The organism is Sphingobacterium sp. GVS05A, assembly GCF_019969845.1.
Taxonomy (GTDB): domain Bacteria; phylum Bacteroidota; class Bacteroidia; order Sphingobacteriales; family Sphingobacteriaceae; genus Sphingobacterium.
Map to the genome: position 1 here is coordinate 221585 of NZ_JAHXYR010000001.1, position 24416 is coordinate 246000.

The window sequence follows — 24416 nt, forward strand, 5'->3', positions numbered from 1 at the left end:
ACAATGGAGAATAAAGAAAAAGCAAAATTGGCATTAGAAAGCTTCTGTACAGACATCGAACGTTGGTTTAGAGGAGGACAAGCAAATAGGGAAGAACTATACAATAGGATCCTCTCAGGGTTTTCAGCTGATTTTGAAATGGTGAGCGGTGACGGTGACCGTATCTCATTGGGCTCGTTTATAACTTGGTTACCTATGGTATACGGTGTATTTCCGGATCGTCGTGTATCCCTGGAAAATATCGAAATAGCCTGTTTGCATGATCATGCACTGGTTACATATGTCGAAATACAGTCAACTGGAAATACAACTACACGACGAAGGTCGTCTGCTGTTTTTCTGATTCAGGAGGAAAAGGCTTTGTGGTTTCATCTTATTGAGCATTGGCTTTAGACTTTGTGTAAACGATATTAGAATCGAATATCTGTATCGGAGATCACAATTATGCTATTAAAAATAGGCGAAGTTCATACAGAATCTGCATTGTCCCCAAGGAAGTTAGATACTTTCTGGGGGCATTTTTTTAACTTAAAATCGCACAACTTGATCAAGTCAAATCATCTTTTTACCAACATCCTAGAAATGCTAACCGTTAATTAAACAGAGGTGTTTGCAAAAAAAAAATTAGGGTTTATCCATTGTCAGTCGTCTATATCTTCAAGAGCTTATGAAAAGCGAAACGATTAGTTGTATAAAAAAGCAGCTAAATAAATTAAAAGTAACCAATATATAATTTTTAGATAATATTAATTTAATATTAGTATATTTATTTTGCCTTTCAATTAAAACAAATACATATCTATGAAAAAAAAACAATTTCACTCAACCAAGAATCGAAATTTTCAGTATCGGCTGGGATTGATTTTTGGGGCAGTTTGTCTCACTGGTATGGTTCATGCCCAAGATCTCGAAGTGCAAGGCAAGGTAACCGATCGGAAAGGAGATCCCATTCGTGGGGTGACGATTTCCATAAAGAACATTCCGAATTCGGGTATGTCGACGTCAAACAAAGGAACCTATGAATTGAATAAACTCAAAAAAAATCAAGTGTTGCTATTTACTTCGGTCGGCTATAAAAGTATAGAGTTAACCTATCAAGGGCAGAAAGAACTGAATGTACAGTTAGAGGAAGATTTGGCTAATTTGGACGAGGTTGTTGTGGTTGGTTTTGGTACAAAGCAAAAGAAAAACCTTACAGGTGCTGTTGATCAGATCTCGGGCAAAGTATTGGAATCTAGGCCTATTTCTAATGTGATGCAAGGATTACAGGGGGTAAGTCCGGGTTTGAATATTACCTATGGCAATGGTACACCAGGGGGAATTCCGAATATTAATATTCGTGGAACCACTTCCATTAATGGTGGATCACCTTTGTTTGTCATTGATGGCATTCCAGCTACTGATGCTAATGATTTAATTCGCTTAAATCCCACTGATATTGAATCATACACGGTATTACGTGATGCAGCTTCATCAGCAATTATGGTGCCAGAGCGACCTATGGTGTAATTTTGATTACCACCAAATCCGGAAAACTAGGTAAGCAATCCGTTTCTTTTAATACAAATTCGGCTTGGGGAAAACCAACAGAAATGCCCGATCCCGTGACAGATCCCTATATCTTTTCGAAGCTTCTTGAATTATCGACAAATAATACTCCTTGGGATTATGTCAATTACAGTGATGAGCACTATCAATGGGCAAAGGAACGTTCGGACAATCCTAGTTTGGAGGACGTACGCATAGACCCTAAAGATCCAAAACGATGGGCTTATATGGGAAACAACAACTGGAACCAGTACTTTTTAAATAACTCGGCACATTCCCAATCGTATAATTTGACCTTCTCGGGTGGAGCTAAAGTGAATGAGCTCCCTTTTAAATATTATTTGTCAGGTGATTATACCAAAGAGAATGGTTTAAGCAAAATAGCAACCGATTATTGGACTCGTAAAGGCATGCGTGGGCGGATCAATATTGCACCGTTCCAATGGCTCCAACTGGACAATAACACCAGCTTATATAATACACACCGTGAAAGTCCAGCTGCGAGCTTAACAGATATCTATTATTTAACACCTATCCAAGTTGCGAAAAATCCAGATGGTACCTGGGCAAATACGGATGCAGGGCGATTGGCGGCTCGTTTGTCCGACGGTGGAAAGAGCAACGGGGATACTTTTGGGTTCCAAAATACATTTAATGCAGTTGGAACATTCTTGAATGGTGATCTAAAAGTTGCGGCAGATGCAAGTGTCAAGCGAGAGTATTACAAAAGCAATGGCTATGCTAAAAAATTTAAGATCGGTTTTGGACCTAATGATATTCGCGAAGAAGGAGGAACGGGATATGTGAATGAATCGCGTACTGATTTGAATAATACGGTGTTTAATCTATATGCAAATTACAATAAGACGATAGGTAAGCATAATTTTGGTGCCATGGTGGGCTATAATCAAGAAGAATACATTTATTCATCTACTTATGTCAACCGAAATAATCTAATTTCTTCTACATTGCCGTATTTAGGATTGACGACTGGGGAAATGACACTTAATGCCGGTTATAGTTCTTATGCAACACGAAGTTATTTTGGGCGATTGAATTATACGTTTAATGAGCGTTATATCTTGGAGGGTACAGGGCGTTACGATGGTTCATCCCGTTTTCCTAAGGCAAGTCGCTGGGGATTCTTTCCATCCGTTTCAGGGGCTTGGATCGTTAGTAATGAATCCTTTTTCGAATCACTAAAACCGAAAATATCCAATCTAAAGTTAAGAGCATCATATGGTAGTTTAGGAAATCAAAATGTAGGCGACTTCTCTTATATCCAGACGATGGGAACCAGCCTTTCGGGGTACCTCATTAATGGAAATCAACAATATGTCGTGAATGGGGCGCCTCCGCTGACAATTGATCCAAACTCATATACATGGGAAAATGTGTCTACTTTAAACTTCGGTGCTGATTTGGGCCTATTCAATGATAAGTTTTTTGTGGGCTACGATAATTACATCCGTAATACAACCGGTATGTTGACTGCAGGGCAGGAGCTTCCAGGTGTATTAGGAACAAGCGTGCCAAGGCAGAATGCAGCTGATTTGCGTACAAAGGGTTGGGAGCTTTCAGTGACTTATAAGGATCAATTTGAATTAGCAAATAAGCCTTTTTCTTTTGATGCGAAGGTTGTGTTGTCTGATTCCCGTGCTAAGATTAGAAAATTCAAAAATGATGAACGCCTTCTTTCGACTTATTTCAATGGTTATGAATTCGGTACAATCTATGGGCTCCAGGGAGATGGGCTATTTAAAAGTGCTGATGAAATCAAAGCATTGGATGAATCAGGTATAGTACCTTGGGGAGCTTTAAATATTGTGAATGGTTGGCCAAAATTTAAGGATATCGACGGAAATGGTAAAATTGAAAGGGGGCTGACTGAAACGAATTTGAAAGATCTTCAGGTAATTGGTAATTCTGCAGATCGTTATCGTATCGGTTTTAACCTTAACATGAACTGGGGCGGATTTGATGCCTCAGTATTTCTACAGGGTGTATTAAAACGAGATTTCTATCCGCGGCATTATTTGTTCTGGGGACCTTATCAGCAACCTTACGCAAATATATACCCATGGCATTTGGATTTTTATAGAGAAACCAGTGATACAGCAGAAGAACGTGCAAAACACTCCCAGGCGTACTTGAATGCAGGTTTGGCGGATGCTAATCATGATGCGGCATATCCTGTATTGCAATCTTGGTTGGCCGATGTGAATGATGGTAAAGGATTGGCTATTCCCAATACACAGTATATGTTGAATGGTTCTTATCTGCGTTTGAAGAACATCACTTTTGGGTATACCTTGCCACATGAGTTGTTGGAAAAATGGAAAATTCAACGTTTGCGTATTTTCTTTTCGGGAGAAAATCTATTTGAATTCTCACAGATCAAAAAATATGTTGATCCTGAAGCGATCAACAACGGAACCGATGGTAGCGCCTGGGCCTACCCATTCCAACGTAAGTTTTCAGTTGGTTTAAACTTAGATTTTTAACAATTAGCAGTACACAGAGATGAATGTCAAATCAAAAATAATATTGGGAATTATAAGCGGCGGTTTTATATTAACAATAACAGCTTGCCAAAAGGATTTTCTGGATCGATTTCCCCAAACTTCGATTACACCTGAGGTTTTCTTTAATACCGAAGAGGATCTTTCGCTGTATATCAATGGGATGCTGAGTATGAATGATCGTTGGACTTATGTAGGAGATCAGAGTTCAGACAATGCAGCTACAACAGCTGCCATAACGCTTAAGACAATGATGACCAGCAAAACAGAGCCAACATCAGAAACAGCTGGAGGGGATTGGTCTTGGGGACGTTTACGCACAATAAATTACTTTTTAGAAAACTATCAGCGTGCAAATGTAGCAGCGGATGTTAAAAATCACTATGCAGGTTTGGCACGTTACTATCGCGCTATTTTTTACCATGGTATGGTAAAGCAGTATTCGGATGTACCTTGGTATAGCAAAACATTAACCCCAAGTGACGAAGCTTTACGTGACGGGCAATCTCCTCGTACATTGGTTGTTGACAGCATAATGGCAGATTTGGACTTCGCAACAAAAAATGTTAAAGAGCAAGTTGCGCTCGGAACGCCAGGTAGAGATGCAGTATTGTTGATGCAGGCTAAGATTGCATTGCATGAAGGGACGTATCGACTGTATCACAGTGAGTTAAATTTGGACAAAACGGCGAAGAATTACTTTGACATTGTAGAGAAAGCAACTTCACAAATCATCGCTACCAATAAATATAGCATATATTCTACCGGTAAACCGAATGAGGACTATGCTGCATTATTTGAATCACAGGATCTTTCCCAAAATAAAGAAGTAATCTTGTTGAATGCTTTTGATCAAAACAAAAATAGGGGACAGGCGCTTAACGGTTATGTTTTTGGTGATTATGAACAATCGCCTTCACGTGACTTGATACAGACGTACCTGATGAAAGATGGTTCGCGTTATACAGATATCCCCAATTACGATAAGAAGCTTTATGTCCAGGAATTTGAAAACCGTGATCCACGTCTGATGCAGACTTTGGTCTATCCGCAATGGCTGAGACAGCCTGATAAATCAAATTATGTGCAAAAGCTGAACAAAAACTTTTCAGGTTATCATCAGTTGAAAGGCTATGTCAATTCATCCGATCAAATTATTATGAATGGAGTTGATTTTCCAGTGCACCGTTACGCTGAGGTTCTATTGATGTATGCTGAAGCAAAGGCTGAGCTAGGAACATTGACACAAGCTGATCTCGACAAGTCCGCTAATCTATTGCGAAGAAGAGTAGGAATGCCCGATCTCAAAATGGATGTTGCAAATGCAAATCCTGATCCTAAATTGGCCGCTGATTACCCGAATGTGAAGGGAGCCTTCCGGGGGGTGATTTTTGAAATTAGACGCGAACGACGTGTTGAGTTTGCCTTTGAGAATTCACGTTATGATGACCTTATGCGCTGGAATGTCGGTAAGCTGCTTGAACGTATTCCAGAAGGAATGTATTTTCCGGGAGTGGGTAATTATGACATGACAGGGGATGGGGTTGCCGATATCAAATTGATTCCTGATGGACAGACCATTCCTACCGATCGAGAAAAGAATTCACTTGGCGTACCGCTGGTCTACTATAGCATTGGAAATTTTGGTGGTAATGCCGGTGTTTATCTTAAAAATGGTGTCAATGGTGGAACAATGGTAACAGATGTCAATGTCCGTAGATTTGTAGAACCGATGTATTATTATCGTCCGGTTCCAGCAAAGCAGATCATCCTCAATCCAAATCTAAAACAGGTATTTGGGTGGAAGTAATATATAAATAACATATAATATACATGAAATCAATTATTTTAACAATAAGTCTGTTCGTTACAACAGTCTTAGTACATGCTCAACAGAAATTTTCATTCGCGTTCTTTACAGATTTACACCTTAATACCAGTGCGGAAACACATTGTTTTGAAGGGCTGAATAAAGCTATTCAAAATGCCAAAAGTAAAAAAGTAGACTTCGTCCTAAACGGTGGAGACAATGTGGATGTCGATGCTTATAAGGCCGAACAATTGCCTTTAGCGAAGAGCATGTTTCAAAAGTATAAGGACCAAGTGGATGCATCTAAGCTGAAATGGTATTATGCTATTGGCAATCACGATCGTTTCTGGCATTATGACGGAAAAGACGGAGCCGGCCTTTTTGAATCGGTTTTTGGAAAGAGCTACCACAGCTTTGTGCATAAGGGATGGCGTTTTATTGTGTTAAACTCTACGGAAATATGCAATGGCAAATACTGTGTGAGTGAGGAACAGCAGGCCTGGCTGAAACAGGTGCTTGATGAAACGCCAAAAACGCAACCTATTGTTGTTGTTGCACACGTGCCGTTCTTGTCTTTGTATTATCCTGTATTGGATGGACACTATACCGATGCCGATACATTTACCAATCAAAAAGCTATTCTGGATCTATTTGCCGGGCACAATTTGAAGCTTGTTTTGCAAGGACATCAGCATCTCTATGAAGAAATCAAAGTGAAAGGTGTACAGTTTATTACAGCGGGAGCGATCTGTGCAAGTTGGTGGGGCGGCGCCTTCAACGGTACCCAGGAAGGTTACCTAAAGGTTGATATCAACGGCGACCAGTTTAAATGGGAATACATTGACTATGGTTGGACGGTGAAAGGGAAATAAAAAGACGATCGCCCGCCTACTTTAATGTTTGGCGGGCGTTTTTTATACAATACTTGCAAAACTGATTGTGCTGCTTATAGTGTGTATTATGGTAGGTAAAAAAACATAGGTCTTTGATAAGATTAGCGTGGTTTAAGAAAGAGATTCAGCCTTTCTTTGCTTTGATGGACATATTATGAAATATGGACCGATAAAACCAAAAACTAAAAATTATGAAAGAAAACTTCAAAAAGCATCTACGGCTGCTCGGAATTGTCTTCATGTTACTACAGTCCCTTCATGTTCTTTCTCAAGTTAGAATATCGGGTACAGTGGTGGATTTTCAATCAAAAGCTCCCCTTGTCGGCGCTACGGTTACTAATGTCGGGAAAAGCAGTATTTCGGTCAAAACTGATGCTTATGGCAAATTTACAATTGCTGTAAATGATGGCGAAAGTCTCAAAACAACCATGCTTGGCTATAAAGAACTAACTGTAAGGGCTCGACAGGGCCTGGTTATTGAAATGGTTGAATCTACCATTGAATTAAACGAGACGGTAGTTGTGGGTTACACGACACAAAAGAAAGGGCTACTCGCTGGATCAGTGGCTTCTGTTAAATTTAAAGAAACAGATGCAGAGATTCCGACTACATCAGTTGGAAACTTATTGGCAGGAAGAATGGCCGGTTTATATGTATCTACACCGAGTGGTAAACCTGGAGAACAGCCCAATATCCGTATTAGAACAGCGAGTTCATGGAATGCCTCACCAACACTCTATGTGATTGATGGGAAAGTAACCATTGATGCCGCTGAGTTCAATAACTTAAGTCCCAATGAAATAGAGGAAATTTCTATTTTAAAAGACGCGGCGACAACAGCAGCTTATGGTGCCCGTGCGGGTGCAGGTGTAGTGTTGGTGACTACCAAGCGTGGTAAAGCAGGGAAAGTTGCCATTAACTATTCTGTTAATACCGGTAAGGATGTGCGTGGAAAAAATATGGAATTAACCAGCATCATGGAATGGGGACAGATTCAAAATAGAATCTGGGGTGAAGCTGGTGGTCCAGCAAATACTCCTTGGACCGAAACTGCAAAAGCCTATTTTAAGGATACGGATTTTGGCGGCGGTGTGGGATATGGTTTTGATCACTTAAAAGATGTCTATGTAAATCCTTCTACTACAACGCATAACTTAAGTGCCACAGGAGGGACTGACAAACTTCAATATTTTATTGGAGCCTCCTATGTAAATCAAGAAACTTTTATTAAGAATACAAACGAAAAAAAATACAATGTCAGAAGTAATATTACCGGAAATCTGACCAAAAACCTTTCAGTTTTTGCAGGCCTAAGTTTAAATAATAATAAATTCAATGCCCCTGAAGGAGATTGGTCTGGAGATATGTTTCCCAAGTTATTGTTATGGCAACCTTATATGCCTTCCTTTACTGCGACTGGTTTGCCAGTAGACTACTTCTGGATTTCCAATAAATCTGGCGAGGCCCAAGGCCTTTCCGGGTATAATAGGTCAGAAAGCTTGAAAGCGATAGCAAATTTGAACCTAACTTATAAAATGCCGTTTCTTGAAGGTTTAAGCGCTAAAGTAGGATATATCAAAACTTTCAATAACAGTAATCAAAAAATATACTCCCATCCGTTTACCTATTACCAGTTGGCACAAATAGAACCTGTTGTTTGGGATTTAAATAAGATTGTCGGGGAGCGCCTTACCTATCATACGGCGAGTATACAAAAGCTGGCTGCCTGGAATCAGGAGGAGCAGACAAACTTACAACTGAATTTTGAAAGAGATTTTGGAAAACACCATGTTAACGCAGCTTTGGTTTACGAACGTCAGGAAAGAAGTTATGATGGTATAAATGCAACTATCAATGGTTTCCCTATCTATATGACTGATCAATGGTGGGCTTCGACCGGCGGATCAGGGGTCGTTAATGGTACTGCAACCAAAAGAATTAGCAATACTTATGGTTTTCTGCCAACAATAGGCCGTAAATCCTATATTGGACAATTTGCTTATGACTACGCCGATAAATATGTCGCTACTTTTGCCTACCGATATGACGGTTCGGCCAATTTTCCAAAAGATAAACGATGGGGATTTTTCCCTTCAGTTTCGGCCGCGTGGGTAGTATCGAAGGAAAATTTCTTTAGTAAGGTCAACGGTATTGAATCTTTGAAATTAAGGGCTTCGGTCGGATTGACGGGGAATGATTTTGTGGCTATTGATCCAAATGGTGGAAAAGATGATGCAAATGCCAAACGCTGGCAATATGAAGATAAATATGTAAGTGGAAACAGTGCCTTTTTTGGTGAAACACCAACACTTAATCCCGGTATCAGATATGATGTTCTACCAAATGTAGATATAACCTGGGAGAAGTATCTAAACAAAAATTTCGGTGTCGATATCAGTTTCTTGAAACATTTCAATGCCACGGCAGAATATTGGGAGACACGTACCTATGATATTTTAAGTACAAGAATACAATCTACACCACCGACATTCAGCCGACCTTTACCATCCGTTAACTATGGAGAAATGAAAGCCAATGGTATAGATCTTAGTTTAAATTACCTTAACCGGACAGGAGATCTAAATTATAATGTTGGGCTAAACTTTACATATGGTGATTCATGGTATACAATACGAGATTTAAACATAACCTACGACTATCAGAATTTGATCGGTAATGGTCGATCGGCAAATATGATTACTGGTTATACGGTAGATCATATGCTCCGGACCCAAGCAGATGTTGATGCGCTGTTAGCTGCTCATCCAGGATACAATTTTAAGGGTAATGCCCCAAAACCTGGGCAATTTGCCTACAAAGATTTTAATGGAGATAATACCATTAATGAGAATGATATTACCGTATTGAATAAAAGCAATAATCCCAAAGTCTTTGGACTAAACTTAGGTGCAGATTGGAAAGGCCTAAGTATTACTGCCAATTTTAATGGTTCATTTGGTTATAAAAAGTCGTTTAACAATTTGAGTGGTGGAGTAGAATGGAACCGGATGTGGCGTCCTTGGGCTAATGAATCTTGGAGCCCTGAAAATACAGACGCTTGGTTGCCTTATCGCTATAGTGCCAATGATGATGTAAGGACTGTCAATACAAGTGGAAGTAATTTTTGGTTGGCTGATGCCAGCTTTGTCCGTTTGAAATTTTTGAATATCGCCTACAATCTTCCACAACATTGGTATAAAAAGTACGTGGATAAGGTTAGATTCTATGTGTCGGGTTCCAACCTTTTTGTGATTAGTAAATTCAATAAGAAATTCTATGATCCTGAGATGGATGGAGGGACTTCTTTCCCGATTGTTAAATCATTCAATGCCGGCGTCAGTGTAACATTCTAAATTTTAACACTAAAAAAGGAAATCAAAATGAAATATATTAATAAATTTAAATCGGTCTTTTATGGCGTTCTACTTGTTACTTTAGGCGCTTCATCATGTACAAAGGGATTGGATTATGAGAATACGGGGGCTATAAATCCCAAAAATGTCTGGACAGATTCGGTATTGATCAAGGCTTATCTGAACGATATATATGGTGGTCTTATGCCTGATTGGCAACTCGGAAGTGGTGCGGGGGCGGATGAAGGTATTAATGGATCTGGAGGCAACCTCGGTAGCTTTCAACAGGGGATAGTCGATGTAGCAACCAATTTCACAAAGTTGGATTACACCTATATTGACAAAGCTAATTATTTTATGGACCAGTTAGCTGATTTGCCGGAGTCAGTCCTCAGCCCATCAACAAAAAATAGGCTGACCGGTGAAGCTAAATTTTGGAGGGCTTGGAAATATTGGGAAATGGTCAGCTCAATAGGGGGGGTACCTTTGATTCTGCATACCCAAGACGGCAGTGATATCAATTCACTGCGTGTACCGCGTAGTAAGACATCTGAGTGTGTGGCACAAATTATAAAAGATCTTGATGAGGCTGCCGCAGTACTTCCGCCCAACTATAGTGGCGCAGACTATGGCCGAATCAATCGTGCGGCAGCATTGGGGCTTAAAGCGAGAATTCTTTTATGGTATGCTAGTCCATTATTTAATGCGACAAATGATCAAGGGAGATGGACCAATGCTTATAATGCGGCTAAAGCGGCGGTGCAAGCAGCTGATGCCGCCGGTTTTGGTTTGTTTGAAAATTATAGGCTAATTTGGTATTCGCGAAATAAGGAGCAGATCATGACCAAGCAGTATTATTATCCAGATAACTACATGAACTTTGCTCCAATTAGACCGCTCTCGTTTACAAACGGAAGTACAAATAATGATCAACCTATATTACCTATGTTGATTGCTTATCCCAAAAGAGACGGTAGTCCAATGCAGTTTGATCAAAATCAATTGTCTAACCCAGCTTACAACAAACAGTTTTTAACGGATTTTTATACCAATCGTGATGACCGTTTTTATGCGACGATTTGGTGTGGTGGTACCGTGTACCCTACTCCTGACGTTAATGTGCTCGGTATGACAGCACCTAGGTCGCGCACCTATTGGCAAGCCTGGACCTGGAAGTCGACAGCAACACCCAATACGGTGCTTCCAGCTAGAGATAATAGTTTGTTTTCAGGAATTTCACCATTGGTTCAAAATGGTGATGAAAATGGTGTAACAGGATTTTTCCAACGCAAAGGCTTAGATACTTTATTGGACAGAAATGCACTTGTTGGTGTAGCCGCCAACGCCAAAAGCTGGTTTTCACCAATGCGATATTCGGAGCTCCTACTTAACCTCGCAGAGGCAGCGAACGAGACTGGACGCAGTAATGAAGCTTTAAACGCATTGTATGCTATTCGTAAGCGGGCAGGAATTGCTCCTGGAGCGGCTGTGAACTATGGGATTAGTGCTGTAGGTCAGGGAGATATACGTAACGCAATCATCAATGAACGTCAAGTTGAACTTGCCTTTGAAGGATTTAGATATAGTGATTTGAGACGATGGAAACGTTATGACATTTTGAATGCCCAGAATACGAGAAAAGGACTATTGTTAATGTTGAATAAAGGTGAGGCTTTACCTGGGAATACTGATAACATTATGACGGCAGAGGTGCGAGCGAAGTTCTCAGCTGTAGTTATCCAAAACTTGGATAAAACGGCCTCCACCAATCAATCATATAAACTCAGTCTCAATCATTGGTTCAATTCTTTGGATCCAGCGCAGATTTCCATTGAGCCAGATCAATTGCCACAAAATAAAGAATGGGGAGGGACATTTGATCCATTACAATAGCAACGGTTTATCATCTGTGAATTTGAACATGTTCAGTATCGCTTCATAGAAATCAAATTTTAAAATAATAAAAGGGCTTGTACATGGTAGTTGTGCAAGCCCTTTTTTATTTCAATATCTTTGTTTTAAAAGCTGCTCTAGCGATAGCAATTCCGATTTAAAATTTACCTTTTTAAGGTTTGAATAAATTGCTTTTTTCCTTCGGGTAGGATTAAATATAATTTCCACGCCTTGGTGCCAGTCTGCTCCAAATGATATTGGTTTTCCTCATTCTGCATTTCTAGTTTAAGCTTTTGAGAAAAAACGTTTGCTTCACGTGCATTTTCCCATGCTCGGAATGCCGTAAAAATCTCTTTTTTATGCAGATTTTTTTCGACAACGTCCTCACTGATCCCAAACATATAGGTCGCATCCCAGGCGATGGCTTTAGCCTGTAGGTTTTCGACCATCTGTACCGTCCAATCTGGTTTAAGATATTGGATGCCGAAAGTCGGCGGAAAATAATTGGACGCCCAAGAATACCGGATATCTTTCCCTTCAATTCCCCATTTGTTGGTACGAGGGTTGAACATGTGGTCGCCACCGCCAATATTACAGGTTGTCATGTAATGCCAGTTACCTTCAAACACACAGGATCCCATAACCTGAAGATAGTCACCACCCAAAGATCTAAAATCGTCGAACAGTTTACGCATAAATCGTTTGAAAGCATACTGTCCATGTCCGGTATAGACGAAGCTCTCAAAACCATCAAAGTCTATATAGTTCATGCCGCCATCGCGAAGCAGTTTGGCATAAAAGTGTGCATACTGGTCTTGGAGCCGCATGTCGGGAATAAATCCGGAATAACAGTTAACTTGTAATTTGGCAATGGTATCACCCTGTTGATGTGCGGCCGCAACGGTTTTGTATGCACCACGCTCCACTCCGATCAGCTTATAAGGTGGATGTTGGGTTACTCCTTTGTATTTCAATAGTTCTTTACCGATCTTTAGTACGTTAGTGCCATTATCGTCCCAACCACCGTGCTCATTGAGATAAGAGGTATCTTTGACGATGATTAAACTATCATGAGCACCAATATCAACAGTCAATGTTGTTTTAAGTACCGTACAGAGGCTATCATTGGCATATGGATGCACGTCGCTGCTGTGTGGTTGAATAAATTCTGTTAACGTATGCAAACCATAGGCAATACCATGCGGATTGGTCAACGCAGTTAACGCTGTAATAGGTTGTTTTCTACCGGATAGGGTTACTTTTTTGCCTGCCCAAGGATCAGCTGGATTGACATAATATTCACCCAAACCTTCATCTTGCACCGCTTTGAGATTTAATTGATTGGCATAGGAAACTAGACTATCATGCTTGCCGAACCAAGCGATATCAACTTTGAAGTTCTCCGGCCGACGTACCCATTTTCCATTGCGTGTTACGTAAGGGAGCCCCTCATTCAATACAATCTGTTCGATCACATCCAATCCTTTTTTATCAGGGCAAGCGTAAAAGGCGATACCTGAATTGTTAAAATCAACCGGTATGGGCTCAACATCCATATGCCTTGGTGCTTTTATAGACGGAAAATCGTTGAAATGCGGGAAGAGGATAGTCTGTTTTTTACGTCGGTTTCGCGCATGTAAGGTGAGTGAGATACCGTACTCGGGGATATATTCCGCACCGTTGCCGTTCATAAACCGATAGTATTCTTCCGGATGGGAATAGAAAGCTACATCATTGATGCCATCGCCGCCGATACGAAATCGTTGGCCAGGTTTCAGTGAAGCTGGAATAGGAAATTTAACGGGATCTGGTGTATGGATGATGTAAGAACCTTGTCCCATATCTCCAGCTACTGGAGGCCCACTCGTCGTATTGTCATCCAGTGCCATGATTCCTACGGCATATTCATCGTCCCGTGCGACAGAAATAATCTCACCGATAGTTTTATGGATATTTGTCTGATAAGGCCCCCATATAATATTATCGATATCTGCCGAAGGGTTTAACGATTGAAGTTTGAATTTTAAATAATCGCCCTTTTGGTCAACCTTAAGAATTGCGGTGTAGGCTCCGGGATAGTTCAATGTGAGTAAACCTTTTGCAGCTGCATAGCTTGCGGTCGTAGGCAACAGATTTTTCCCATGTTTGTCCAATGTGAGTAAAGGGGATGGATGTTTTTTTACGGCGTAGTCTTTTTTTGTGGCTTTCCCAATGATGTTAACAATGTAGCCCTGTTCATCAATGGTCAAGTCCATATACTTTGTACGAAATTTGTGAAGGGGAGGCCTTTGTGCGTTAGCCTTAAAAAGGCACAAAAAAGAAAATAGGAAAAATAAGATTTTGATGCGTGTCATAATGATTTATACTAGGATTGTTTTCATATTAAAGCTTATATACTAAGTCGTTTGAGTGCTGTGTTTCCCTAGGAAAGCTATAATTTGCAATAGAAAAAGTTGTATTTTATATTATTCTAATTTTCTTTTTAGGGATAGACTGCGTTCAATCGTCTTCATAATAAAATAATCGTTATTTGATATAAGAGAAACCTAATATTTTCTATGAAACGTATGAAATTTTATTGTTCATGTCTATTTGTATTTACCGCATTTTTTGCCATTGGACAGACACAGAATGAGGCTGTACAAAAGGTACATTTGATTTTTAAAACACATCTCGATATTGGATTTACCGAACTTAGTTCCGTTGTGGAACAACGTTATATCCACGAGTTTATTCCAAAGGCCATTGCTGTTGCTGAGGAACTTCGAAATTCAGGAGCCAAAGAGCGTTATGTCTGGACAACGGGCTCTTGGTTGATCGCTACCTATCTGGAGCGAGCGGGTCCAGAAAATAAGATGAAATTGGAAGCTGCAATCCGCCGTGGAGATATTGTGTGGAATGCAATCCCTTACACTGTTGAATCGGAATCCTTAAACAAAGCTCTTTTTGGAACAATGCTACAGCTGTCGCGAAAATTGGACCGTCAGTTTGGCAAACAAACCAAGGCAGCGAAGATGACTGATGTTCCGGGACACACAAGAGGAATTGTTCCCTTGCTTCGAAAGAATGGAATAGATTTTTTACAGGTCGGTGTGAACCCTGCAAGTAAGGTTCCTAATGTCCCTGCACTATGTCGTTGGAAGAGTCCCGATGGCAGTGAAGTGACATTAATGTACCAAAAAGATTATGGTAGCGATATGATCCTGCCCGACGGAAAGACTGCCATGGTCATTGCCTTTACTGGAGATAATCATGGGCCACATACGGTACAACAAGTTAAGGAAATTTATGCATCGATACAGAAGCGTTATCCAAATGCTACATTACATGCTTCTACCCTGAGTGATGTTGCCAATGTATTGCGTCCAATGAAGGACAAACTACCTTTGATGACACAGGAAATTGGCGATACATGGATTCATGGCTTTGGAAGTTCACCCTTGATGATGGCTCGTTTTAGAGCGTTGTCTAGATGTTACGAAACCTGGGTTAAGGATGGACGTATCAATCCCAATAGCGATGCTGCTATTCGATTTGCCATTAATCTTGGTCTGGTGGCGGAACATACCTGGGGACTGGACGTGAAAACTCACCTCCAACATTGGGATACTTATCGCTTTGCTGATTTCAATCAAGCTCTAAATTTACCTGAATTTAAAAAAATAGAAGCGTCATGGGCCGAAAAAGAAGACCATATAAATAAATCGTTAAAGTTTCTACCTAAAGACCTGCGTACTGAGGCCGAGAACGTTTTACAACAATTGACATCGATTCCTAAACCTAATTTTGAAGGGGTGGATGCTGCGCAACAACTTGGTAAAGATGGGACATTCCAACTGAATAAAAAGGGTTTTCGAATGAAAATGGGAGAACTTAGTTATCAAAGCTTTTCTACTGAGGATTTTGAACGTTTTAGGGACTCCTATATCACTCAAAAAGTGGACTGGGCAATTCGGGATTTTGGTAAACCGGGTTTAACACCCGAAATGTCCGAAAGTCGTACGCTAGTGGCCTCTCTTGAAAAGTCCAAATATATTAAAAGCAAAAATGAAATCCATAGCCAGCTAGACTTACCTGCTCTAGGGAAGATTGAACAAGTAGTTCTACCCAAACAGGTCTATAGCACTTATCACTTTAATGAAAAAACGAATCATATTCAGTTAAGTTATACCTTGGTGGACAAACCGGCCAATCGTCTTCCGGAAGCCTATTGGTTAAGTTTTTACCCGGAGCAGGTTGTGGATATACTTGTTGAGAAGCTGGGGCAACCCGTTCGGGTATTGGATGTGGTTGAAGGTGGTAATCGACAGATGCATGGCTTGGATCATTATGTGGATATTGTGACAAACGCAGGTAAAATTCGCATCCGTAGCAAAGATGCGCTGCTGATAGCAATCGGCAAACGGGATTTGTTGAATTATTCCACAGATCAACCTGATTTACGTGAAGGCCTGCATTTTTGTCTATATAACAATGTTTGGGGAACAAACTTTAGCATGTGGTTTGGTGGAACAGTGACCTATTGGTTTGATGTTGAGTTGATTCCATAGAAAGATAAAGCAAAAGGATAGTATACATCCAATGGAAATTAAACGAATGAATAGCAATTTAAATACAATCAAATTATACCCAATGAAAACTATTGCCTGTATAGTTGGCCTATTGATTTCGGGATTTGGGAACCCTACATGGGCACAGGATCTAAAAACGACTTTAACACAAGTGCGCTTTGATCAACAAGGCTTTTATACCTCGATCAAAGTAGATGGCAAAGAGCTGTTGGAGTCGGGTCGATATCCAATCGTATCAGTCAATAAGGACCAAAAAATTATACAACCGAAGGCATTAAAAGTGAATGGGGACCGTTTTTCATTGACGATGGAGGATGGCGAGGCCGTCGAGCTGAAAGTTGCTCAGCAAAAGGAAGCAATTACATATGAAGTTTTAAAGCTATCGTCAGCCTATAAGTTGTTGGTGTTTGGACCGGTTAAGATCAAACTTCATGAGGTAGTGGGTGAAGTGGTGGGTGTCGCGCAGGGAGAGGATCTTGCATTTGGTATGCAAGCGCTGCATGTAAAGACTGTTGCAGGTATACCGGAGAATTATATTGGAGCATATAGTAGAGCATTTAACTATCAGGGGCAGAATAGTAATCTTTCGGTAGCTAGTATTTCTTTTGGTCATTTTGCTGCTGTGGATGCCGGGAACGGAGCAGTGTTTCAGCTATCGGCCAAGAATCGAAGTAACAAAGAAGTGCAAAATGTCAAAGGCCTAAATCATATGGTGACTTTGCCTGTTGAAGGTGCCGATGGGTTGATCGCAGGGGCCAAAGTGGCACTTTTCGGAGATAAAAGAAGCCAGATCTTAACGCGTATAGGAAGAGTAGAAGTTGAGCAGGGTTTACCCCATCCAATGGTTGCCGGTGAATGGGCCAAGGTATCTCGTAATGCTATGCGTTCGTATTTGATCACCAATTTCTCAGCTGCCAATCTGGATTTTGCATTGGAAAAAACAAAACGTGCCGGATTTAAGAATCTATATCACCCCGATCCTTTCCTTAACTGGGGACATTTCGAATGGCGCAAAGAATTGAGTGCCGAAGCTGATGCAGGTATGAAGAAACTGGTCGATAGGGCTGCGCAACAGGGCGTCAATATCGGTATCCATACTTTGTCAAATTTTACGACAACAAACGACGCTTATGTGACACCGATCCCGAGTAAGCATTTACTAAAACAAGGTGAATTGAAACTTGTTGGGGCATTGGATGCGAATCAACAAGAAATTGCTGTTCAGCAAAGTGAACTATTTTCCCTACCGCTTACACTCAACACGCTCCAGATTGAAGACGAGCTGATTACTTATGGTAAGGCCGAGAAAAAGGGTGAACAATGGGTATTGACAAACTGTGTGCGTGGGGCTTTTGGCACACAAAAGGCGAGTCATAGCTTAGAAAAGGTCGTTTATAAATTATGGGATTATCCCTACAAAACTTTATTCCCAGATTTGACACTTCAGGATGAGTACGCTAAGAGATTAGCAGCCATTTTTAATAAAACGGGGTTGAAACAGATCTCATTTGATGGTCTTGAAGGTTGTATGTATACAGGACAGGATTATTATGCAACGGGTAAATTCGTTTCTGATTTCTATCAAGGTCTTGCAAATAAGACGGATCTTATTAATGATGCCAGTCGTCTCGACCATTATCTATGGCATATTCATACGCGGATGAACTGGGGGGAGCCCTGGGGGGAAGAAATGCGCGCAGGGCAGGTAGAAAATCGAATCAAGAATCAGGATTACTTTCAGCGGAATCTGTTTCCGCGAATGCTGGGTTGGTTTTTGGTACGTTTAGCTGATCGTAAATTTGAGGCTACTTCCCTCGAGGATCTCGAATGGGCACTCTCCAAATCTGCAGGTTTTGACTCAGGATATGCGATGAGTATTGATATGAAAACTTTACAGCAACATGGACAGATCGATCAGCTCTTGGAAAGTATGAAAAATTGGGATCAATTGCGGCTTGCGGATATATTTACGGCCGAACAAAAGCTCAGGTTGAAGGATCCAAAGACTGAATGGCATTTGGAGAAGATTGACGAGGCGAAATTTATGTTATATCCATTATTTGTCTCCAAAAGATACCATTGTGACCTTGCATCCATGCAACCGGGACAACCGGGGGGAGCAGACTGGTCATGGGAGTCGCCAGAAGAAAGCACTTTTGCCTTACGTATGAAAATTGAAGGAGATGGTACCATTGAAAATCCATCTTTTAAAACGGATAAGGGGATTGTCAAAATCCTAGGGAAACTGGAAAAGGATCAATACATCTTATTAGATCATAAGGGAAAAGCAATTTTGACGGATAAAAATTATCGTTTAATAGCAGCTTTATCTGTGGAGGGAACGGCGGTTTTACCAAAAGGTGGCTCTGCAGTAGCATTTTCTTGTGACACAAATAGCGATGAAAAACCCGAAGTTATTGTGCGATATAATACGCGTATGAAAGGGGAAACATTGAATTTAGTTAAAAAGCAGAGGCTTGAATGAAAATAAGGTATAGGTGAGGGAAGGATTCTAAGTGGCCAATATGAAAATTGATTTTGAAATGATCGTTTAGTTTGCTAAGATTGTGACATAACCGACAAATTTCATTCGCAGCATGCGTAGATCTACCATTCCCGATAATGCTAAAGAAACTGTTGAACTGGACATCTCAGCACTCTATCACGATTACTGGGAAAGCCTATTCAAACAAATCATGCGCATTCTCCTGGATGAGGATGAAGCTGCTGACGTAGTGCAACAGACATTTTTGGATCTTCTTGAAATGAAAGAAAAGATTCCCGAAATCAAATCGGTCAAATCTTTTCTTTTTATCATGGGAAGGAATTTGGCTTTTAAAAAACTTAGAAGAAAACTTGTAAGCGATACTTATCGTGACTTTTACGCAAGTCAATACAAAGAAGCGTCCTCTTTAATTGAAGAATGGATTGTGTTTAAAGAGTTGGATGATATGATCGAAAAGGAAATCGATAAGTTGCCCAGTAAAATGAAGGAAATTTTCATTCTTAGTCGCCATTTTGAGCTTTCTCATGCTGAGATTGCCAAAAAATTAAATATATCGGATAAAACAGTAAAAAAGCAGATTAGTAATGCGTTGAAGCTTATTCGTCTTAAGGTGGATAAGGATTATCAACCACTGCTTCTTGCGATTTTGCTGACAGATCTACTTTTTTAATTTTTTTTCTACTACCTAACGTTAGTTCAAGGCTCTTTTCTATATAGACCTAAAAAATCTGACAGAAGAGACTATGAATAAAGATGAACAACTTAAAAAAGTTCTATCGGACTATGCCGCAGGACATCTGTCTGCGAGAGAAACAAAAAAACTAGAACATCTAATCCTTAAGTACCCTTCAGGCGAATCTTGGGATTGGAAAGATAGCAGCCACAAGGAGGCTATGAAGGATCGGATTCAAGCACGGATAGAAGCACATAACAATACCAAGGCTAAAATAAGAAGGATTAATATTCGAATTGCAGTCAGTATTGCTGCTGCACTTGTCTGTTTCTTTATCTTTTTTTACCTGTATTTAATTCCAGGCCCAACAGATACTTTTTATACAGTTGTCCAATCAAAATCGTATAGCAGTGATAAGGTTGTCCTGATATTGCCCGACGGAAAACAATATCGGCTAAAAGATACAGCCAGTTTTGCGCATTTAAGGAGCGAATTGGGATTGCAGATGAAATCTTTGGGTTTAGAAAACAATATAACGGTGAGTGTTCCCGGCCAAAAACAGTTTAAGTTGACACTTGAAGACGGTACGAAAGTTTGGCTAAACGGGGGATCTACGTTAAAGTTCTCTTCCGACCTTTATAAACAAACAGCAAGAGAAGTGCTACTCGATGGAGAAGCGTATTTCGAGGTTGCATCAGATAAGATACATCCTTTTCATGTTTTTGGAGGGGGGGCTGAGGTTAAAGTTACAGGAACGAAATTTAATGTGCAGGCTTTCGAAAGTGATCATTTCGTCCGGACTTCCCTAGTTGAGGGGATCGTAACCTTCCGCATAGATCACAAGACTTATAAATTGTCTCCTGGTATGGAGGTGATCGCCGATACTGAACGGAAAGATGTAAGTTCTCAATCATTCGATATTGACAAACTCTTATCATGGAAAGAGGGGTATTTTGTATTCGATAATATAGAGCTTGTGGATGTCATGAAGGCTGTATCACGCTGGTATAATATATCTGTAGTCGCAAAGTCGCCTATCAAAAACAAGAAAATAGGCGGTACATTTCCTAAGAATGTACCATTGATCGATTTTTTGAATGATTTGACACTTCTTAGTGGCGTTGAGTTTAAAATAAATGGAAAGGAGGTACAGATTATAAACTAATACAATCCCTAATTCAAAATCGATCAGATCATTTAAAATACAGTGTTTTAAACACCTTTATGGTAATGGTGATGACGATTTCAATATGTTAAAAACCAATTAATTATTATTAATATCTGAATCAAATGAATAGAAAATATATAGCATATTTCAATCGATACGACTATGCTTTAAAGTATCTCAATAGGACTAAGGTCACTGTGCTTACTATGCTGTTGATGAGCAGTCAGGTAAATGCCAATGTTTTTGGACAGCGGGTTAGCCTTACGACAAAGACAGCTTTATTGAAGGAAGTGCTCGCTAAAATTAGTAAACAATCGGGTTACCACTTTTTGTATTTAGAAGAGGACCTAAGGAGCAGTGGAAATAAGCTCTCCTTAAAGTTGGAAAATGTTCCATTAAAACAGGTTCTTGATAAAGTGTTGGTAGATAATGGTTTGACTTACGTTATTCGTGACAATAGAATTATTGTTGAAAAGGTAAACCATAGCGTATTAACATCTAAAAATGAAGGTGTGAAAATTCAGAAACGTGTCATAAAAGGAACTGTTTCTGATGATAAGGGAAATAAGCTGTCAGGGGTTACGGTCAAAGTCATTCATGGGACTGCAACAGCGACAAATGAAAATGGGGAATTTGAAATTCAGGTCAAAGAAGGAGATCAACTTCAATTTGATTTGATTGGTTATGGTCAATTCATAACAACTATTGATAGTCGAAGTGTTTATAAAGTGACTCTATCCGAGAAGGTTGGTGATTTACAAGAGGTTGTTGTGGTTGGTTATGGAACGCAGCGAAAAGTCAATTTGACTGGTGCAGTCGCAACAATCTCTCCAAAGCAATTGGAAAATAGACCGATCAGCTCACTTTCAGCGGGACTTCAAGGTTTGGTTCCCGGCATGACAATCACACAGGGGAGTGGTCAGCCAGGTAAAGATAATGGAACAATTCGCGTTCGTGGGGTCGGGACATTGAATAACTCCAATCCGATGGTGCTAGTTGATGGGATTGAATCGTCGATGGAAAATGTTGATCCCAATGATGTTGAATCGATATCTGTACTGAAAGACGCGGCTTCTGCATCGATCTATGGTTCTAAGGCTGCTAATGGGGTAATCCTTGTAACGACTAAGAGAGGTAAAGAAGGGAAAACAACGATCAATTACAGCAATTTCTTTGGTAAACAAAATCCGACGAATATTGCCGAACGCCTGAACTCATGGGAATATGCAGAATTGTACAATGAGGGGTTGAGGCTAGATGGGAAAAAGGAACGTTTTACCGCGGAAGATATCAAAGCATTTAAAGATGGAACAGATCCATATAAATATCCAAATACAAACTGGCACGATTTACTTTTGAAGGGGTCGGGATTTCAGCACCAGCATAATCTCAATATTTCAGGAGGAGCAGAGAAAGTCCGCTATATGGGAAGTGTAGGCTATCAGGGGCAAGATGGTATTATTAAGTTGACTTCAAAAAAGCAATTTAATGTCCGTACAAATTTGGATATGACTCCAATAAAAAACCTGGATATCGGTTTGTCAATGTACTTATCGAATCGCAAGCTTCAGGAGCCCACTAATCCATACGTAGGTGGTATGGACCAATACTTTCGTCTAGCTAATCAAATGGCACCATGGATTCCTTACAAAGATGCAAATGGCAATTATGGTACGATCAGTGACGGAAATCCAATTGCGTGGATGGACCAGGGTGCAACCACTGATGAGGTCCAACGCCGTTTTAATGCGATTGGTAGTGTACAATATAAATTTATCGATGGTCTTTCCTTGAAAGCACAGGGATCTTATAGGCCGTCAACGGATGATTCGCATGAATTTAGAAAAGATATTTGGTATAATTCCTCGAAATATCAAGGGCCAAATAAGCTCTTTGAGAAAACAACGATATCGACAATGTATACCGGTGACATTACCTTAAATTTTGACCGTACATTTTCAAATCATCACATCGGTGCATTGGCAGGTTATCATGCCGAGCAATATGATTACAAATATGGAGAGATGTATCGGCAGAATTTTCCAAATAACGACCTCACAGATATCGATGCTGGCGATACAAACGGACAAACAAATAAAGGTGATACAAAACACCTGAACATGCTTTCCTATTTTGGTCGTATTAATTATGATTATAAAGGTATTTATCTTTTCGAAGCGAATGTTCGCCGAGATGCATCCAGCCGTTTCTCCAAAGGTTATCGTTGGGGCACATTTCCATCCTTTTCAGCCGGTTGGCGACTTTCAGAGGAATCGTTTATGGAATTTGCAAAATCGACCTTTAGCAATATTAAACTCAGGGGGTCGTGGGGGCGCTTGGGGAATCAGAGCGCTTTAGAATACTATCCTTCAATACCTGTAATTGGTTTAGGCAAAGACTACTCTTATCCGTTTAATAACGTGATTTATCCTGGAGCGACACTAAAAAAAGCAAATAAACGCAGCATCACTTGGGAAAAGACGCGTACTTGGGATCTAGGATTGGATCTTGGTATCGGAAACAATCTGACCCTTACATTAGATTATTACGACCGGTTAACAACTGATATCCTCATGGAGGTTTTGGCCCCTGCAACCTATGGACTAAAGGGCTATGTCGATAATGTTGGCCGTATGCAAAATAAAGGTTTTGAGGCTATCGCGACCTACCGAAAACGCTTGGGAGCAGTTGATTTTAGTGCAACCGCTAATTTTTCTTACAACAACAACCGTATTCTTGACCTTGGTGGAGATCCTTATCTTTTGGACGGAAGTTGGAAAATTAAGCAAGTCGGCGCAGCCATCAATTCTTTTTATGGTTACCAAACTGCAGGACTATTCCAAAGTACAGAAGATATTCAAAATTGGGCACAATATAAAATGGCAAACAACAAAGTGTTGCCAGGTGATCTGCGCTACGTTGATCGCAATGGAGATAAGAATATAACCGCTGATGACCGCACAATACTCGGCTCCACTGATCCGAAGTATACTTTTGGGTTAAACCTCAGTGCGGCATACCATGGTTTTGATATTCAGACATTTTTTCAGGGCGCTACTGGCGTGTGCGGCTATGTTGAGTCATCGGGTATAGGTGAGTTCAGTGGCGATACAGGAAGCCCCTTGCGTTTTTGGCTTGACCGTTGGACACCTGAAAATCCGACAAGTACAATCCCACGTATTCAGAACAACAATGGAATAAGTAGCCCCAATCGAATTGTTTCAGATTACTGGATCCAAAATGCACAATATGTACGATTGAAAAATCTGCAACTTGGCTATACTTTTCCTGATGTCTGGGCAAACCGAATAGGGGCATCAAAGGTCAAGTTATTTTATAGTGGACAGAATTTATTGACCATAACCAAATTCCTGAAGGGTTATGATCCGGAAATGCCTGCGGGGTCTGGGTCGTATTATCCTCAGGTAAAGGTAAATACTGTTGGAATGAATATTACATTTTAGTTGAGAGGGTTTATA

At 40.3% G+C, this 24416-nt stretch carries 13 protein-coding genes; 12 read left to right on the plus strand and 1 reads right to left on the minus strand.

Going from position 1 to position 24416, the window contains the following annotated elements; translation table 11 throughout:
- Window positions 1-3: 3 nt before the first annotated feature.
- The 7 genes from LC454_RS00985 to LC454_RS01015 all read left to right on the plus strand — a co-directional run bounded on the left by LC454_RS00985 (window position 4) and on the right by LC454_RS01015 (window position 12019).
- Window positions 4-393, plus strand: coding sequence for a hypothetical protein (locus tag LC454_RS00985; protein WP_223578244.1), 390 nt, complete (start codon window positions 4-6; stop codon window positions 391-393).
- Between the two features lie 408 nt (window positions 394-801).
- Window positions 802-1509 carry a TonB-dependent receptor plug domain-containing protein gene (locus LC454_RS00990; RefSeq protein WP_223578246.1) on the plus strand — a complete coding sequence of 236 codons (708 nt, stop codon included), beginning with the start codon at window positions 802-804 and terminating at the stop codon, window positions 1507-1509.
- A 2-nt stretch (window positions 1510-1511) separates the two neighbouring features.
- Window positions 1512-4052, plus strand: coding sequence for a SusC/RagA family TonB-linked outer membrane protein (locus tag LC454_RS00995; protein WP_262903020.1), 2541 nt, complete (start codon window positions 1512-1514; stop codon window positions 4050-4052).
- Between the two features lie 19 nt (window positions 4053-4071).
- Window positions 4072-5880, plus strand: coding sequence for a RagB/SusD family nutrient uptake outer membrane protein (locus LC454_RS01000; protein WP_223578247.1), 1809 nt, complete (start codon window positions 4072-4074; stop codon window positions 5878-5880).
- Window positions 5881-5903: 23 nt separating this feature from the next.
- Window positions 5904-6752 (plus strand): metallophosphoesterase family protein, encoded by an 849-nt coding sequence (locus tag LC454_RS01005; protein WP_223578249.1) that lies wholly within the window; start codon window positions 5904-5906, stop codon window positions 6750-6752.
- Window positions 6753-6964: 212 nt separating this feature from the next.
- Window positions 6965-10126 (plus strand): SusC/RagA family TonB-linked outer membrane protein, encoded by a 3162-nt coding sequence (locus LC454_RS01010; protein ID WP_223578252.1) that lies wholly within the window; start codon window positions 6965-6967, stop codon window positions 10124-10126.
- A 27-nt stretch (window positions 10127-10153) separates the two neighbouring features.
- A complete protein-coding gene (locus LC454_RS01015; RefSeq protein ID WP_223578253.1) occupies window positions 10154-12019 on the plus strand; it encodes a RagB/SusD family nutrient uptake outer membrane protein in 1866 nt (621 codons plus the stop codon).
- Between the two features lie 164 nt (window positions 12020-12183).
- Here the strand turns inward: LC454_RS01015 and LC454_RS01020 are convergent, their stop codons facing one another.
- On the minus strand, window positions 12184-14274 hold the full coding sequence (locus LC454_RS01020; protein WP_223578255.1) for a hypothetical protein: 2091 nt from the start codon (window positions 14272-14274) through the stop codon (window positions 12184-12186).
- Window positions 14275-14577: 303 nt separating this feature from the next.
- Between LC454_RS01020 and LC454_RS01025 the strand changes: the two genes are divergently transcribed.
- The 5 genes from LC454_RS01025 to LC454_RS01045 all read left to right on the plus strand — a co-directional run bounded on the left by LC454_RS01025 (window position 14578) and on the right by LC454_RS01045 (window position 24401).
- Window positions 14578-16569, plus strand: coding sequence for a DUF5054 domain-containing protein (locus LC454_RS01025; RefSeq protein ID WP_223578257.1), 1992 nt, complete (start codon window positions 14578-14580; stop codon window positions 16567-16569).
- 82 nt (window positions 16570-16651) lie between these two features.
- Window positions 16652-19075, plus strand: a complete 2424-nt coding sequence (locus tag LC454_RS01030; RefSeq protein WP_223578259.1) for a hypothetical protein — start codon at window positions 16652-16654, stop codon at window positions 19073-19075.
- Window positions 19076-19187: 112 nt separating this feature from the next.
- Complete coding sequence (locus tag LC454_RS01035; RefSeq protein WP_223578261.1) at window positions 19188-19766, plus strand: RNA polymerase sigma-70 factor; 579 nt, start codon at window positions 19188-19190, stop codon at window positions 19764-19766.
- A gap of 73 nt (window positions 19767-19839) precedes the next feature.
- Window positions 19840-20934, plus strand: a complete 1095-nt coding sequence (locus LC454_RS01040; RefSeq protein ID WP_223578263.1) for a FecR family protein — start codon at window positions 19840-19842, stop codon at window positions 20932-20934.
- A 125-nt stretch (window positions 20935-21059) separates the two neighbouring features.
- A complete protein-coding gene (locus tag LC454_RS01045) occupies window positions 21060-24401 on the plus strand; it encodes a TonB-dependent receptor (RefSeq protein ID WP_223578265.1) in 3342 nt (1113 codons plus the stop codon).
- The last annotated feature ends 15 nt before the right edge of the window (window positions 24402-24416 follow it).